This is a genomic window from Mucilaginibacter mallensis (assembly GCF_900105165.1).
GTDB classification, from domain to species: Bacteria; Bacteroidota; Bacteroidia; order Sphingobacteriales; family Sphingobacteriaceae; genus Mucilaginibacter; species Mucilaginibacter mallensis.
Genome location: NZ_LT629740.1, coordinates 4,948,299 through 4,964,462 on the forward strand (window position 1 = coordinate 4,948,299; position 16,164 = coordinate 4,964,462).

Annotated in this window: 11 protein-coding genes; 1 reads left to right on the forward strand and 10 read right to left on the reverse strand. The window is 41.1% G+C overall.

Features of this window, described 5'->3' with window-relative positions; all coding sequences use genetic code 11:
• Positions 1–7: 7 nt before the first annotated feature.
• The 4 genes from BLU33_RS20210 to BLU33_RS20225 all read right to left on the reverse strand — a co-directional run bounded on the left by BLU33_RS20210 (position 8) and on the right by BLU33_RS20225 (position 6,575).
• Positions 8–3,670 carry a SusC/RagA family TonB-linked outer membrane protein gene (locus BLU33_RS20210; protein WP_091377444.1) on the reverse strand — a complete coding sequence of 1,221 codons (3,663 nt, stop codon included), beginning with the start codon at positions 3,668–3,670 and terminating at the stop codon, positions 8–10.
• A 108-nt stretch (positions 3,671–3,778) separates the two neighbouring features.
• The gene (locus BLU33_RS20215; RefSeq protein ID WP_091377447.1) at positions 3,779–4,744 is read right to left on the reverse strand and encodes a FecR family protein; all 966 of its coding nucleotides are present in this window, start codon (positions 4,742–4,744) and stop codon (positions 3,779–3,781) included.
• A gap of 87 nt (positions 4,745–4,831) precedes the next feature.
• Positions 4,832–5,431, reverse strand: coding sequence for an RNA polymerase sigma factor (locus tag BLU33_RS20220; protein WP_091377450.1), 600 nt, complete (start codon positions 5,429–5,431; stop codon positions 4,832–4,834).
• A gap of 220 nt (positions 5,432–5,651) precedes the next feature.
• Entirely contained in the window at positions 5,652–6,575 is a 924-nt protein-coding gene (locus BLU33_RS20225) for an NADP-dependent oxidoreductase (protein ID WP_091377454.1), read from the reverse strand.
• Between the two features lie 137 nt (positions 6,576–6,712).
• Here BLU33_RS20225 and BLU33_RS20230 point away from each other — a divergent pair, with 137 nt between their 5' ends.
• Positions 6,713–7,489 (forward strand): alpha/beta fold hydrolase, encoded by a 777-nt coding sequence (locus BLU33_RS20230; RefSeq protein WP_091377457.1) that lies wholly within the window; start codon positions 6,713–6,715, stop codon positions 7,487–7,489.
• A 76-nt stretch (positions 7,490–7,565) separates the two neighbouring features.
• Here the strand turns inward: BLU33_RS20230 and BLU33_RS20235 are convergent, their stop codons facing one another.
• The 6 genes from BLU33_RS20235 to BLU33_RS20260 all read right to left on the reverse strand — a co-directional run bounded on the left by BLU33_RS20235 (position 7,566) and on the right by BLU33_RS20260 (position 15,739).
• Complete coding sequence (locus BLU33_RS20235) at positions 7,566–8,579, reverse strand: metallophosphoesterase (protein ID WP_091377460.1); 1,014 nt, start codon at positions 8,577–8,579, stop codon at positions 7,566–7,568.
• Between the two features lie 5 nt (positions 8,580–8,584).
• Positions 8,585–9,586 carry a YncE family protein gene (locus BLU33_RS20240; protein WP_091377463.1) on the reverse strand — a complete coding sequence of 334 codons (1,002 nt, stop codon included), beginning with the start codon at positions 9,584–9,586 and terminating at the stop codon, positions 8,585–8,587.
• Between the two features lie 69 nt (positions 9,587–9,655).
• Positions 9,656–10,849: a right-handed parallel beta-helix repeat-containing protein gene (locus tag BLU33_RS20245; RefSeq protein WP_091377466.1), complete on the reverse strand. Its 1,194-nt coding sequence runs from the start codon at positions 10,847–10,849 to the stop codon at positions 9,656–9,658.
• Between the two features lie 21 nt (positions 10,850–10,870).
• Positions 10,871–13,591, reverse strand: coding sequence for a TonB-dependent receptor (locus BLU33_RS20250; RefSeq protein ID WP_091377468.1), 2,721 nt, complete (start codon positions 13,589–13,591; stop codon positions 10,871–10,873).
• 169 nt (positions 13,592–13,760) lie between these two features.
• On the reverse strand, positions 13,761–15,059 hold the full coding sequence (locus BLU33_RS20255) for a sensor histidine kinase (RefSeq protein WP_091377471.1): 1,299 nt from the start codon (positions 15,057–15,059) through the stop codon (positions 13,761–13,763).
• Positions 15,059–15,739, reverse strand: a complete 681-nt coding sequence (locus tag BLU33_RS20260) for a response regulator transcription factor (RefSeq protein ID WP_091377474.1) — start codon at positions 15,737–15,739, stop codon at positions 15,059–15,061. Before BLU33_RS20260 ends, BLU33_RS20255 begins: the two co-directional genes overlap by 1 nt.
• Positions 15,740–16,164: the final 425 nt, after the last annotated feature.

A 16,164-nucleotide genomic window follows, 5' to 3' on the forward strand; every position in this document is an offset into this window, starting at 1 on the left:
CGCTTTATTAAAAAATTGCTTTTATACCTAAGTTATATGACCGAACCAGCGGATAAACACCGTAATCTACACCAGGCGTGATATTGGTACCCTGCGATCCGCTAAATGAATAGTCATAGTCAACATCGGGGTTATAACCTTTGTATTTGGTGATAGTAAACAGGTTGTTTGTTGAGCCAAATACCTTCAGACTGCTAAGCCCTAAGTTTTTCAGCACAAATGGAGACTTAATATCGTACCCTATTGTTGCATTGGTACATCTTAAATAAGAACCGCTTTGCAGATAAAAGGTAGATAAACGGGTGCTGTTACTTTGGTCGCCACCGCGTGATGCACGGTATACCGTACCTGCACCCGGATTGGCTGCATTGATGTAACGGTTGGCAACATCTTCATACTGATTGCCTGACCCTTCCATATTATACAGGTAATAATCCTGCCCATCCAATACCTGATTACCGTATGAACCATTAAATGAAGTGCTGAAGTAGAAATTTTTATACGTGGCATTTACTGCAAACCCATAAGTAAATTTAGGGTAAGGGTTACCAATAACGCCGGCATCCTTACTGTTGATAATACCATCATGATTGGTATCAACAAACCAAAGATCGCCCGGCTCCAACGGTGTAGTTGAAAACGATGATTGTGCATGGCCCTTTAATACATAACCGGCAGGGTATTTATTTCCGTTTGCCTTGTATACCGCCTGATCGGCAGCTATATTAGCCATATCTGATTGCTGAACAATACCGCCAACTTTATAACCGTAAAACATACCTATAGGCTCACCGGTTTCAGTTATGTTGGTTAAATAAGAACGCTCAGCACCGTTAGTGATAATGGTATTGCCATTACCAAGCGCCAATACCTTATTACGGTTGAAGGAGATGTTGCCGCTGATATCAAGGTTGAAATCCTTACCCACAACCGGTTTTCCATCCAATTGCAGATCAAAACCTTTGTTACTTACTTTTGAGTTATTTAAGTTGGTTAAGATACTCTGGCTACCTGAAAGCGCCGATACCGGCTGGTTGAACAACAGGTTATAAGAATCGCTCAGGTAATAATTTCCGATGATAAATAACCGGCCTTTTAGCAAACCTACATCGACCCCAAAATTATACTGCGAAGTAGTTTCCCAGCCCAATTTCTGATCTTTTATAGAACCCGGTGTAATGGCAGTGGTTAAAGCTGTACCATTGCCAAAAACAGTACTTATTGGTGAGTTTACAGTTTGCTGTGTGTTATAATTACCAATGTTGTTATTACCGCTTAACCCCCAACTGGCACGCAGTTTAATACTGGATTGTTCACCAAGCCAGTTGTGGTAAAAGGATTCATCAGATAGATTATAACCAGCCGATACCGACGGGAACACCGCGTAACGGTTATCCGGGCCAAAACGGGAAGATCCATCTGTACGTATAGAGCCTGATAAGAAATACTTACCATCGTAATTATAGTTTATCCTGCTAAAATAAGATACCAGGGTATACACAGCATTACCTGTAGGTTGCGTACCCTCAGGGATACTGCCACTGGTTGGGGTAATTAATGTGATGCTGCTTGGCGCTGCACCTGTTATGTTGGGGATGTTATCGTTCTGAAAACCTGTACCCTGAACCTCTAAAACATTGTTGATGGTTTTTTGGGCCGAATAACCTGCAAGCGCATCAAAATGATTTTTTTTGATCTGTTTACTGTAATTCAGTGTAAACTCGCCTAATTCATCGCGGTAGTCAATAGTTTGCTGTACAGCTTTTGCAGCGGCTATCGAAGCAGCCGAATAAGGCGCGAATGAACCATTACTCAGACTGGTTGGCAGGTAATAATTATAGTTTTCACCATAAGTTTGCATGCCCAGGTTAGCTTTAAAAGTAAAGTCTTTTAAGATTTCATAAGTAGCCTGTGTATTGTATGTAGCCCTGTTACCTACCCTTGTTATTTTTATTTCTGTTGCTGTCGCGATCGGATTCTCTATTGATTGATAACCATATAACGGCGAAAGTGCCGCAACAAGGTTTGTTGCTATGCTACCATCAGGATTATAAGCCGGGAAGTTAGGCAGATAAATTAAGGCACCAAGCGCCGGACTATGATCCCAACGACCATCCTGGGTTTCCTGGTTGGTATTTTGTGTAAAGGCTATGTTAGCCATTATGGTTAATTTTTTGCCGATCTTTCCGTCAACATTCGCACGCAGATTTATTTTTTGCTGACCAGTACCCAGCATGATGCCGTTCTGATTTTGATAACCGGTGCTGAAATAATAACGTGTATCACCTGAATTGCCTGAAAACGAAAGATTATTATTAGTCGTTAACGCGTTCCGGTACAACTCATTCTGCCAATCGGTATTGGTGGTTTGGTGAATTAATGTTTGGGTGGCAAAATCATAGGTACTGGGCTGGATACTTACCGATGCCGCGTTACCCACATTAGCTATACGGGTAGCATTATCGTCGGAATACATGGAGTTGTTCCAGGTATTACCCTTGGCTACCCATAAATCCCTGTAAGTATTATTACGACCGTCGATAGCCAGTTGTGCAAACTGGTCGGCATCCAAAAGTTTAACTTTTTTAGCTAATTGATCCATACCGATATCCAGATCATATTCAAATTTCCCCGGTGAATCCTTTTTAGGGCCATGTTTGGTGGTAATTAAAACCACACCGCCCGCTGCTCTTGAGCCATATATGGCCGCTGATGCCGCATCCTTTAATATATCTACTGATTCAACATCCTGTGGGTTGATGAACAAATCATTCCCGGCAGGGTAACCATCAATTACATATAATGGATCAGAACTGGCGTATAATGAGCCAACGCCCCTTACGGTTATCTTAGGCGTTTCATATGGTGCACCTGATACCTGCAATACCTGCACACCAGCTATCTTACCTACCAGGCCCTGGCCCAATGTTGGCGCTGAGGTATTAATTTCAGACGCCTTTACACTCGATATTGATCCTGTAAAATCGCTTTTGCGCACAGTTTGGTAACCAACAGCTACCACCTCATTCAAAATATTGCTGTTAGGTTTTAGTGCAATATTGATTTGTTCCCTGGTACCTGTAATTACTTCTTGCGAAGTGTAACCTACAAACGAAAAAACTAATGTAGCACCCTCGTCAACCGCGATGGAATAATTACCCCCCACGTCTGTTAATACACCATTGCCGGTTCCTTTTTCGCGAACACTCACACCCGGAAGCGGGCTGTTAGTCTCATCCAGTATTTTTCCGATAACTTTTCTTTTTTGCTTTGATGAAGGATTTGGCGACGCCTTCTTTTCAACTTTTATTAAGATATGGTAGTTATCCACCTGGCTTATGGTACCGTTATAATTTTTCAGTACCGCCTGCAGGGTTTGGTTAACGGTTAGGTTATCAATATGTACCGATACCCGCTGGTTAATATCAAGGGCATTGTCATATCCGATAGAAAAATTGGTTTTCTGTTCTATAAGGTTAAACACCTCTTTAATACGGGTATTGGTAACGTTTAATGAAATGTGAACCGTGTTAATACTTTGCCCTTCGGCTGCTGAAGCTGTTATACTGCTGTATGTTAAAAAAATAAAGGCAAGTATGTAACAGATTATTGACGGCCGAAAGCTATATTTCAAATACTTATAAAGCTTTGTTCGATAAAATTTTTGCATTTTTGATGAATTTTAATGATGAGATGATCGTTATAATTACCGGCACTACTATAGCGCCCGGCCAGGCAGGGGATGGTCGTACATCTCCTGCTTTATTCCCCTTGATAGTTACTTCATGTTTTTAGCGTTTTTAAGATGGATAACTATATTTTGATGATTAATTTGATAGGTAGCTCCGCTTAGTCTGGCCAGCACATCCAACACATGGTCTACAGGTTCATCATCAAAGCTGATGGTATAGCGCCTGCCCTGCACTTCAGGATCACTTAATTTTACAGAAACATTATACCATCGCTCCAGCTGACTGGCTATTTCCGCAAACGAAGCATTATCAAAACGAAGCTGATTATTGTGCCACGAGGCAATATTTGCCGATGGTATTTTGCCAAGTGTATGGGTATCGTTAGCTTTATTATAGATGAGTTGCTGGTTCTGAGTCATTGAACCGGTTAAAACTGTCGATTTTCCTGCCGCTGTCTTCTTTTCAACAGCTACGCTCCCGGTTTCAACAGCTACGCTGATCTGCCTGTCTTCAGGATAAGCCTTAACATCAAATGAAGTTCCTATATCAGCTATCAGTAATTTGCCGGCATGCAGGGTAAATGGCTTATTAGGGTTATGCTTGATAATAAAAAAAGCCTCACCCGTAAAAGATATTTCCCTTTTTTTGTTGCCAAAATCTGATGGTATACTAACGCTGGATCCTGAATTTAAATAGATGACACTGCTATCGGGTAATGTTATTTCCTCTTTTATGCCATTCGGTACCTTTATAACCTGGTAAGCAATAAGCGGCGAACTTGCTGAATTGATATGGTGAATAACTAAGGTTGCACTTAAAGCAAGTAATACAGCGGCGGCGGCTTTTAACCATACATATGATTTACGGGGATACAGCATAGCCTGTATCTTCCTGTCCATCGGGCCGAAAAGCATGGTTTTTTGCTCTTCATCTATTGGCTCTTGCTGCCTGTCATTAAACTCCTCGAACCAATCCTCTACTATTTTATGTTCCGCAGGGCTGGCTTTTCCTGATTGATACCGCTGAAAGAGTTGCTTAATCTTGCTATACATTTATTATGCTTTGTATATAGCTCGAACGAAAAGCGATTTTGTCCTTTAAGAATATGTTAAGAATTTGTTACTAATTCGCACCGCTAATTAATAACGGAATAAAAGAGATAGTGAGAGCAACAGCATAAAGATTTCAGGATTGTTGCGTTGAAGATAGAAACGCAGGCGCTTTAAGGCTTCTGAAACATTATTCCTGACCGTTTTTTCTGAAATTTGTAAGATATCGGCGATCTCGTTATTGGTTTTGCCCTCACTTTTACTTAAAGTATAGCAGTTGCGCATGGTCTCGGGCAGCAACCCAACAGCGTTATCAATGGAGGTAGTGAGCTCCCTGGCAAACAGATTCTGCTCTGACGAATGCTCTACCCGATCAAGCTTTTCCAATAAATAAGTTTCGCCCTTAAGCCGGATATTCTTTTTCCGGTAGGCCGATATTACCTTGTTACGGCTATAAACATATAGGTAGGTTTTGAAGTCCCTTATACCCGCCAGTTGCTTCCTGTTTTCCCACAGACTGATAAAAATATCCTGTGTTACATCCAGCGCATCGTCCCGGTCGTCGATCCTGGCATTCACAATACCAAATACGAATGTTTTAAAATCATCATAAATCACCTGGAACGCTGCCGTATCATTAGTGCTGCACTTATTCAACAATACTTGCTCCGTCAGATCCTGATAAACCATGGTGTTGCTTCAATCAAAGTTTGATGCAAACCTAAAGATATCTTATTGCTGGTGTTTTAAATTTAGGTTAACAAACGGATAATGAATCCTATAAATTCACAAACACATCAACAGGATTTTTTTCTACTGCAGAATTGCAGCATTATGTTTCGAAAGTAGCGTTGGTAAACTTTGAAAAAAGCTTAAAAATGAATAGTATCAAACCAATATCTAAAACAATTCAAGCACCAACCTTCAGCACAACCTTGCCATTTAACCCACCTACCGAAACCATATCCTGCGCACGGGCTGCATCTTTTAAATCCAGGATTTGAGCTATCTGTGGTTTTATTTTTCCCTCTTCAACCAGCTTTGTACCGAACTCCAGTTTATGATAACCGGGGCCCGACGAAATAAACTTAGCGGTAATATTGTGCTGTTTGGCTAGATCTTCTGATGGCGGCATTACAGCGCTTAGCAACAGGCCGCCTGATTTAATTACACCGAATGATTTGAGCTGCGTTTCACCGCCTGCAAGGTCAATAACCAGGTCAACATCTTTTACCAGTGTGGTAAAATCCTGCTCTTTATAATCAATAACTTCATCGGCCCCGTATGATTTCGCGAGCTCCAAACCTTTACCCGATGCGGTGCCTATTATATAAGCGCCAAGGGCTTTGGCCAGTTGCACCATTACCACACCTACCCCACCGGCAGCGCCATGTATCAATACTTTTTCCCCGGCTTTCACCTTGCCGTTCTCAACCAAAAAAGTGTAAGCGGTAACCAAAGGCACAGCCAGAGAGGCGGCTTCATCTGTACTTACATTGTTTGGTATTTTGGTAGCCTGCTCCTCTTTTATCACCACATAATCTGCATAAGTACCGCCAAAAGTGGTTGCAAATACTACATCACCAACTTTTAAACGGTTAACCTTATCGCCAACAGCCTCTATTGTACCGGCAACATCCAGCCCTGGGATGTAAGGAAAAGTTAGCGGTATTTGTTCTTGCAGCACACCGGTCCGCAGCTTCATATCCATTGGGTTTACCGTGGTGGCATCTACCTTTATTAAAATCTCGTTTTCCTTTGGCTCCGGCTTATCAACCTGCCCTGATTTTATAACATCGGAATTTCCATATGCCGTATATTCTATTACATTCATTTTTATCGATTTATATTTGTTACAATGCTGAAAAGCCGACTTTGTTTGTTAAGCCCCGTCTTTTTCCTTTTTATTAATTTTGGTAGATTAGCATCGCTTTAAAATACCAATTAAACACTGCATATAGCAATAATATTATGGAAAATTCAAAAGCAGGCTATGCCCCGGTAAACGGGCTAAATATGTATTATGAAATACATGGCAATGGAGATATACCTTTGGTACTCGTACATGGTGGTGGTTCAACTATCGAAACTACTTTTGGTAACCTTTTGCCGATATTCTCAACTTATAACAAAATAATCGCCGTTGAGCTGCAGGCCCATGGCCGCACAAGCGACAGGGATGCCCCGGAATCTTTTATGCAGGATGCCGATGATGTAGCCGGGTTGCTTAATTACCTGAAGGTGGATAAAGCCAATTTCTTAGGCTTTAGTAATGGCGGCAGCACTGTTATGCAAATTGCCATAAGGCATCAGCATATGGTCAATAAAATAGTTGTTATTTCAGGCGCTTATAGACGGGACGGATTTATCCCCGGTCTTTTTGATGGATTGCAAAATGCCACAATAAATGATATGCCGGAATTCCTGAAAACAGCTTATTTAAAAGTGGCGTCGCAGAATAACCTGGAAGTAATGTTTAATAAGGACAGGGAACGGATGCTAACCTTTAAAGACTGGAATGATGATGATCTGCGATCGATAAAAGCAGCGGCATTGATTATGGTAGCCGATCAGGATGTAATAACCGCTGAGCACACGTTAAAAATGGCACGACTAATACCCGGTGCACGCCTGGCCATATTACCTGCCTTCCACAGCTCAATTATTGGCGAGGCGGGCGCTATTGAAAAAGACAACAAGTTATATGAGCTTACGGCCGCATTTGTTAAAGAGTTTTTAATTGGATAGTCCTAATGAACGCTATAACCAACCGTCCAATAATAAACGGTTTTATAACAATAAAGCCGCTTGCGCGGCTTTATTGTTATTTGGTTAAGGTTGTTTCGTATAAAATGTTTCCGCTATAGTTTACCGCTTTAACATTTAGCCTGTTGGCATCTGCAGAAAAATACATAAAGCCATGATCCGAAGCCTGAAAGCGGCTGTAAGGGATACCGGTGGTTACCGGTGTTAACTCCGACCCTGCACCCGAAATAAACTGGTGACAAAAGCCCTCTGGTTTAAGGTGCTGTAATGAATGCTCGTGGCCCGATAAATACACATCCACCTTGTTATCTGCAAATATCTGCGGCAAGGTTTTCCGCATCGTTATCGTATCATAGTTATTGATACGCGGGCCAACGGTATAGCATGGGTGGTGGCCTATAACTATCTTCCACTTGACATCCGCTGACGCATTTGCCAATGTATCCTTTAACCAGGCGACTTGCTTTTCAACATAATCAGCCTTATCCTCATGCAAAAACGGATCGGTATCCATCATTACAAAAAGCACTTTATCCTTGCTTTTAGGCGCTCCCGGAGTTTTTATTTCCTTATCAGCATCCTTATTTAAACCAACTTCTTTTGAGTAATAGCGCGCAGGCATATCCCAACGGCGGCTTACTTTGCTGTAACGTATCTGCGCATCTACATCCGAATGCCAGTCGTGGTTACCCAAAACCGGGTACCAATCGCATTGCAGTGAATGAGCGGTGTATATGTTTTCAAAAGAATAATGCCATAAGGGATCTTCCTCGCTGATAACCCCTTTCGGATAAAAGTTATCGCCAACAGAAATAACAAAGTTGTTAGGGTGTGATGCACCCCACAATCCCATTTGCGTGGCGACCTGCGTTTGGTCATATTCACCATTGCGGCCCCAATCGCCCAAAGCCATAAAGTGCAGCGCGTAATCATCTTTCAATGCCGAAGGCGACAGGTCTTCGCTTTCCAGATGGGTTATTTTAGCTTCAGCCAAAGCACTTAGCGGACCTCCGATCAAAGACGCTCCAATTGCTGCCAGGGCTGTATTCTTTACGAAATCTCTGCGTTCCATATTAATTATTTTAAGGTGAACACCAACAACTTAAATGTGTCGGCTATCTGGGTTTTTGTTCCAGGCTGATAATCGGCCACGGGTAAATATAACTTATGTGTGGCAGTATCTAAAGCCATTGTTTTGGCACGATACTGTGTTTTTAAGGTCTGCACCAATTCATAGCTATCAGCTGAGTTCTGTTTGAATACAGTAGCCGTTCCATCACCATTTGATGCGATGATCAGTTTGGTGGCAGCATCATAAACCACGGCATCAACACCGGCGCCAATAGGTAAGGTTTGTATCACTTTACCGGTTTTTGTATCAATAACACTCATGCCGGTATTTTTGCGGCATACGGTAAATAAACGCTGGTTATCCTTATCCATAGCTATCCCTGTAGGGCCGCCGCAAGGTTCAAGCGGGTAGTTATGGATCACTTTAAGGGTTTTGGTATCAATAACGTTCAGGCTGTTTTTATCTTCAAGATTGTTATAGATTAAGCCCTTGCCATCCGCCACAGCAAACTCAGGGCCTCCGCCTAAAGCTACTGAGCCTGTTTGTTTTAATTCTTTAGGGTCAATCACTGCGGCGCTGTTACTATCGCCCTCAAAAGCAAATATTTTTTTTGATGACGGGTCATAAATAATACCATCGGGACCATTGCCTGTTAAGGGTATGGTTTTAATAATTTTAAGGGTATTGATGTCAAAGGCAACAACAGCATTTGCCTTGCCATCAGTTATAAAGCCCCTGTTCAAGTCGTTAGCTACAGCTATGCCGTGTACGCCCTTCATGCCGCTTATGGTGCCTATAACTTTTTCTGTTTGCAGGTCAACCACGTTTACAGCAGTACCGTGTGAGGCATATAAACGATGATTTACCTGGTCAATAAAAGCATAATCATAACCACCATTACCGGGCAGGGCAATTGTTTTATCAAGCACATAGCTTTGTGCCGATGAGGTTAATGTGTTTAAAAATAATGCAGCAGAGCAGCAAAAAAATAATAAGATCCTTTTCATGTAAATAGTATAAATACCGAAGTATTTGCCGGGGCAAATACTTCGGTGAAAATTTAAATAAGTTTATAATTAGTGTTTGTTTCCTTTACCATCAGATGTGTAAGCACCTAAATCAGCATTGTAAGTTGTATTACCCTTGCCAATTGCAGGTGAACCTGTTTTAAGGTGAAAATCATTAGGATTTGCAGCCCCGTTAGGCAACACAAATGAGCCAGTGAATGATGTGAACTGCGGATCAACACTGATCAGGTCAGTTCCTTGTGCTTTACCAACACCATCGCTTGGGTAAAAATTGGCTGCCAGGTTAACTGTAACTGTTGGCGTAACTGTTTTATCAACAAATGTAGCTGCTGTAGCAAAGAAAAGGTTATTACCATAAGTGGTGTTTTTGGCATCGCCATCCGTAAACAATTCAAAACCCTGGTAATCATTTACCATAATGTTGTTATACACGTGGCCAATTGCATTTACGCCAATAGATACACCTCTGCCGGGTTCAGCAGCACCTCTTCTCCATCCATTGGATACGAGTGTGTTGTTGTAAACATTTACAATAGTTTGCGGAAAAGGTACCGTAGCATTTGTTTCCAGTTTAACACCTGTACCAGCCTGGCTAAATACAACATTATAAGCTATATCACCAGTTGCACCATCTTTTATGTTAATTGCTTCTCCATCTGTGCTACCGGATGAAACAATAGTATTGCGCAGAATGGTGATTTTGGCAGCACCCCTGATGCTAATCTCATCGTCCTGTCCGTTCGTGATCCATGAATCCTCTATATCAACAGCAATCTGTGATACTACAGATACTGTTTTTCTTGGGCTACCGGTTGGATCAGGGCCACCTGCATTATCAATATGGGCCCATTTAATAGTAACCGCTTGTGCGCTATCGCAGGCTAAGCCGCCCCATGAGCCCGGTGTTTGTACATCGGAGTTAAAATATACCGGTTTTGTTTGTGTACCCAGTACCTGCAAAACACCATCAACAGTGATCTGAGCATCGCCTTTTACAATAACTATTGCACCTGGTTGTGCGGCCAGTGTATCGCCTTTTTTAACGGTAAGATCTGAGGTAACAGTATAAGTACTGCCAGCCAGCAAAGTACCTTTTACAAAACCGCTGATGTTACCCGCCGTAATAGGATGTGAAGGCGGTAAAACCGGGGTAACGTTTTTTGTGCTCTCATTTTTGGAGCATGAGGCCAAAGCCGCCACAAAGGCCAGGCCGGTTACTAATAAGGAAAATCTGTTTTTCATGTTAATTTAATTAAAATTGTTTTAGTGTGTGTACCGTAAACCGATGTTATAGTTAGCCTTATAAATATTCTGACCTACCGTTATATCGTTGATCTTTATAGTTGTTGGTGTGTTTAAAAGGTTATTGAACTTTCCGAATATGGTGAAGTGCCTGTCCAATGCTTTTTCGCCCGATAGTGCCAGGAATGACTGGGGCTGCGTGTAATAATCGTACCCGTAATTAGCATAAACCTGCGAAAGCGTTTTGCCCAGGTACTGGTAAGCTAATTGAACATATATGCCATGGTGCTTATCGCGGTACATTAATGATGCATTTAATGAATTATTGGTTTGCCCCTGCAATGGCCTGCTCTGTAATTTGGTTATTGTAGTATTATTGGGCCCTACAGAATCAGGAACCACTTTTAATGATTTTACATTTGAATAGATGTAGGCATAATTTGCCGACACCCCGAAATGCCCGAAGTATTTAGTGTAGACCAATTCAATACCCTCAATGGTAGCCTGGGGCGCAACGTTTTCGGGCGTGTAGGTAATATCGCCACTGCCAAAACCTGTTAATGCAAGCTCAATGGGGTTATATAGTTTTTTGTAAAATGCACTTACAAATATCTGCTCATCATCCTTTGGATAAAGCTCATACCTAAGGTCAAAGTTGTCTGCTGTGGCATGTTTTAGGGCCGGATTACCCATTTCATTAATACCGCTTACACCCTGAATAGTATAAGGCACCAGCTCATAATAATTGGGCCGCGAAATGGATTCAAAAAAGGAAGCTCTAAGCTGACTTTTATCAGTTAATTTATAATTTAACTGCAAGCTGGGCAGCATATCGGTATAGTTCTTTCTTACATCATTTTCCAGTGTTGGAATAAAGGTAATATAGTCAAATCCCTGCGAAGTATGCTCTTCCCTAACCCCGCCAAAAATATCCAGCTTAGGGAATGAAACTTTAAACTCCGCATAGCCTGCCGATATATCTTCAAAAGCGGTATAATTATTTACATCGTAACCGGCTGTGCCCTTTGCATTGTAAACGGTCCATTGTGCATTATAAATGCTGGTGAATTGCTGCTTTTTACCGCTGGCATCGGTATCTGGCTTTAAATTATATTGATCCTCGGCATTATACCTGTCCTTATGGCGGTATAAACCACCAACCTTTATCTCTACCGGTATATCTTTAACCCTGGCCCTATACGTAAGGTTGGCCAGGCCGCTTTCGTCCTTATCATTATTGTGCTGCCATGTATGGCTTATGCCATCAAAATAATAGGGGGTGCTGGTAAAGTCAGCATTTATTTTATGGTCGATGGAGATATCAGCCTCATCAGGTACTTTTTTGGTTGATGTAGAAAATACGCCGGCCCAATCAAACAAAAAATGTTTTGAAAGGATGTGTTTACCCTCCAGCTTAAGGTTCTCGAGGAACTCCTTTTGGGTTAGCGACCGGTCGTCATTAACAACCGAGCCTGTCCCGGGACCAACCCTACCGCCATTACCACCCACTATTGAGGTATCAATACTCAGACGGGCCTGTGCCAGGTAGCTGTACAACAAAACATTGTTTACTAAGATCTGATTATGATCATCAATCTTATAATCAGCATGAAATGAAAGACCGTTGTTTAATTGCTGATTTGAATAGGTAAGGTTTGAAACATCAGTTATGCCCGGCTTAAAGTCATTCTGCGGATTAGGCACTACCGGGTTAAATTGGGAATTAGAACCATAATATTGGTTTTGAAAATTATCAGATAACATGATACCCAATTTCCCATCCAGGAAACGTTTGCCATAGGTTAGTCCCACTACAGTTGATGGCAGCGCCGTTTTGGGTTCAAAATCAAGATTTGAGCGACTAAAATCACCGGGCTGGGCTGTATAACTACTCCCATAACGCGCAGAGGGGCTCTGCTGCTGAATATCCTGTTTTGAGAAGGTATAGAACTTACGGTCGAGAAAGATCTGGCTGTAACCAACCTGCGCGGTTGCTTTTAGCAGCATGGTATCAGGAGCATCCTTAAAGATCAGGTTCACCGTGCCACCAATAGCATCACCCTCCATTTCGGGCAGTAATGATTTGCTTACCTCTATCCGTTGCAGCATGTCTGATGGCACAATATCAAGCGATACATATCTTGATTTTTCATCAGGGCTGGTAACCTTTACACCATTAATAAGTGTGTTGTTATAACGAGGTTCGAGTCCGCGGATAATGGCATAAGCTTCATCGCCGCCGGTGTTGCGCTGTATGGTTACACCTGATACCCGCGACAGCACATTGGCCGCGTTAATATCCGGCGATCGCTCCATAACTTTAGCGGTAACCACATTGGTAATGTTATCTGCATTTTTTTCGGATGTGCGCCCGGCAGCTTCTGATTCCTTATCAAGCTTTCCGAAAACGGTTACTGTTTTAAGATCATTGGTTTTTGATTCCAGTTTAATATCGAGCAGCATTACCTGGCCCGCGCCAATCTTGATCTTTTGCTCGAATTCTGAATAACCAATAAATTTAACCTTCACCTTATACTCGCCGGGAGTAATATTGGCTAAGGTATATTCACCCTTTTCGTTTGCCGAAACGGCATTCTTGTAATCATCAAAATGTATTACCGCGCCGGGTAAAACCTCACCCGTTTGCTTATCTGTAATGTGGCCTTTTAACGTAGCATTCTGAGCCCAGGCGGCGGTTGTAAACAGTACGAAAAATATAAAAAAGTAAAGCTTTCTGATCATGTGTTTTGCTTATATAAAGGCAAAACACAGGGCCAATTCTGAATAAATATTGAATATCCGGGTCGGAATTTAACGCTTAATTATATGGTAACGGACACTTAACAATCAAGGAAGAACGGGCAGAAACAAGGGTTTTTATATAGCAATTAATTAACACTGACTTAATGAATTAAGCCTGATTTGAGAAGCTTACTATAAAAGCATGATATGGCGAATGGAATCCATAATCCAACAAAAAATTGAAATTTTCGCATATCTGCCTGGATATGGTTAAACCTAATCCGCTGCCTTCTGAACCGGATGATTTATGAAACCTTATAAATATTTCTTCTTTGTTCAACGGCTCACCATCCCCAGTATTTTGTATAATAAAATTTTCAGCGGTCAAGTTGATAATGATTTCGCCGCCGGGATAATTATGCCTTATTGCATTAATAATAAGATTGCTCAATAAGATCTCCATCAAATACCGGCTTGCAAAAATTTCCTTTTTTTCCAGCTTATAGGTAAGTGTTAATCCTTTATCGCGATATATGTCATCAAACTGAATGATCATTCCTTCAATCAGCTCATGTAAGTTGATCTGTTGATATTCATCCATCAACTGGTTCTCAATTTTAACTAATAATAATAAGGATTGATTTAACCTGTTTAAACGTAAAACGCCGCCATACAATTCTGTTAATAATTTACCCTGCCATTCGCTAAAATTTTCGGTTTGTATGAGCAGATCCAATTTTGAGTTGATGATAGCAATTGGGGTATTGAGTTCATGCGCGGCATTTTCGGTAAAGGTTTTCAGCGTTTGGTAATCACGCTTTGCCCTACTGCTCATATTAGCTACTGAATTATTCAACCGCTTAAATTCATCAATAGAGGTATCAATTTTGGGGATTATATTTTTATCCGTGATATTAAACAGATCCAGTTCTTGCATAAGATTATAGAAAGGCTTCCATAGCCGATTCAGGATGAACCGGTTGGTTGCAAATAATATAATCAGTAAGAGCAGGATAACACCTATTGTGATTGAGAAGATAATCTGGATCAAATCCTCTGTTTCTACTTTTGAATGGATGATAGCTACCTTATAATATTGATGTGCAACTATAACCGAGGTTATAAGTCCCCTGGCAGGCTCATATCCTCCTATTGCATGAAATTCTTGCCTTTTGGGATTACTCTTTCCCCATATTTTAAAATAAGTTGTATCAACGAACACCCGCTTTACCGGACCTATATTTATTTTGGTAAAGCTTACTTGCTGGTGTTCGGTTTCAAAAATTTCCGGCAGGCGATGATTAAGATTTACATATTCATTAATCTCTGTTTCCTCATCCGTTAGATCTTTATCTTTTTGCCTGGTAAATGTCCAGCTAATGGCCTGGTAATAAGCGATGCCGGTTAAAAGCATGATGATGACGGTGGTCATCAGGGTTACACGATTATATCTTGCTAAAAGCTTCATTAACCTGTAAATTTATACCCCATTCCATAAGCTGCCCGTATGTAATCCTTACCGCCGGCTTCCATTAATTTTTTACGTATATTTTTAATGTGAGCGTAAATGAAGTTAAAATCATCAGTTATATCAACACCATCGCCCCACAGGTGTTCTGCAATAGCATTTTTTGAAACCACCTTACCCTTGTTTGCAATAAAATAAAGTAAAAGCGCATATTCCTTTGGGGTAAGCTTTACGTCCTGATTTTTTACTTTAACCTCTTTTCCAACTAAATCAATACTGATTTCATTAACTGTTAGCACGTTGCTGCCATTCCCGTTAAAGGTTTTACGGCGGGTTATTGCTGTTATTCTTGACCTTAATTCAGATAGATGAAAGGGTTTAACAAGATAGTCATCAGCGCCGAGGTCCAAACCCTCCAAGCGATCGTCAAGTGAGTTCCTGGCTGATATGATGAGTATGCCATCACTATGATTGTTTTCTTTTAAATTTTTAAGCAGGTTAATCCCATTACCGCCGGGCAGGGTAATATCTAATAAGATACAATCGTAGCGGTAAAGATTGATCTTCTCTAATGCCGTTGAATAATCGCTGGCCGTTTCGCAAATATTGCCAGTCCCTTTAAAGTATTCTTCAATACTTTCCCGCAGGCTCTGCTCGTCTTCAATGATTAGGATCTTCAACGATTTTTTTTTGCAAAGCTAAAATGTAATAATGAATATATTCTGAATATTACTCATATAATATAGCATTCAGCTAAAGGCGCTTCGCAACAATCCCTCTGCTAAACAAAACCGGCTATCTGTTTAATGCCAGAGAGGCTTTGATTTTCATCGAATTAGTTATAATTTCTATTAAATCTACATATTTAGTAGAATATAAAATAATTTTATATATTTGCGTCGTAAAACAAAAGCAATGAAAGCATTTTTACATTCTGGTTCTACTTTTTATGCCATCACCGGCGTATCCTCTTTACAGCTGAACTGCTGTATGTGTTGTTGTTGAGCAAAGCAACACATCGTCACTAATCTTTTATTGATTAATACATTAAACCGCATTAGGCGAACAGCAACGCCATGCGCAATTGACCATACTTTTTCAACCC

Coding starts and splice junctions, on each gene's coding strand:
- BLU33_RS20230 (WP_091377457.1), top strand. CDS start 6,713: ATGGAAAATTCAAAAGCAGGCTATGCCCCGGTAAACGGGCTAAATATG.
- BLU33_RS20255 (WP_091377471.1), bottom strand. CDS start 15,059: ATGAAGCTTTTAGCAAGATATAATCGTGTAACCCTGATGACCACCGTC.
- BLU33_RS20220 (WP_091377450.1), bottom strand. CDS start 5,431: ATGGTTTATCAGGATCTGACGGAGCAAGTATTGTTGAATAAGTGCAGC.
- BLU33_RS20210 (WP_091377444.1), bottom strand. CDS start 3,670: ATGCAAAAATTTTATCGAACAAAGCTTTATAAGTATTTGAAATATAGC.
- BLU33_RS20215 (WP_091377447.1), bottom strand. CDS start 4,744: ATGTATAGCAAGATTAAGCAACTCTTTCAGCGGTATCAATCAGGAAAA.
- BLU33_RS20245 (WP_091377466.1), bottom strand. CDS start 10,849: ATGAAAAACAGATTTTCCTTATTAGTAACCGGCCTGGCCTTTGTGGCG.
- BLU33_RS20250 (WP_091377468.1), bottom strand. CDS start 13,591: ATGATCAGAAAGCTTTACTTTTTTATATTTTTCGTACTGTTTACAACC.
- BLU33_RS20240 (WP_091377463.1), bottom strand. CDS start 9,586: ATGAAAAGGATCTTATTATTTTTTTGCTGCTCTGCTGCATTATTTTTA.
- BLU33_RS20235 (WP_091377460.1), bottom strand. CDS start 8,579: ATGGAACGCAGAGATTTCGTAAAGAATACAGCCCTGGCAGCAATTGGA.
- BLU33_RS20225 (WP_091377454.1), bottom strand. CDS start 6,575: ATGAATGTAATAGAATATACGGCATATGGAAATTCCGATGTTATAAAA.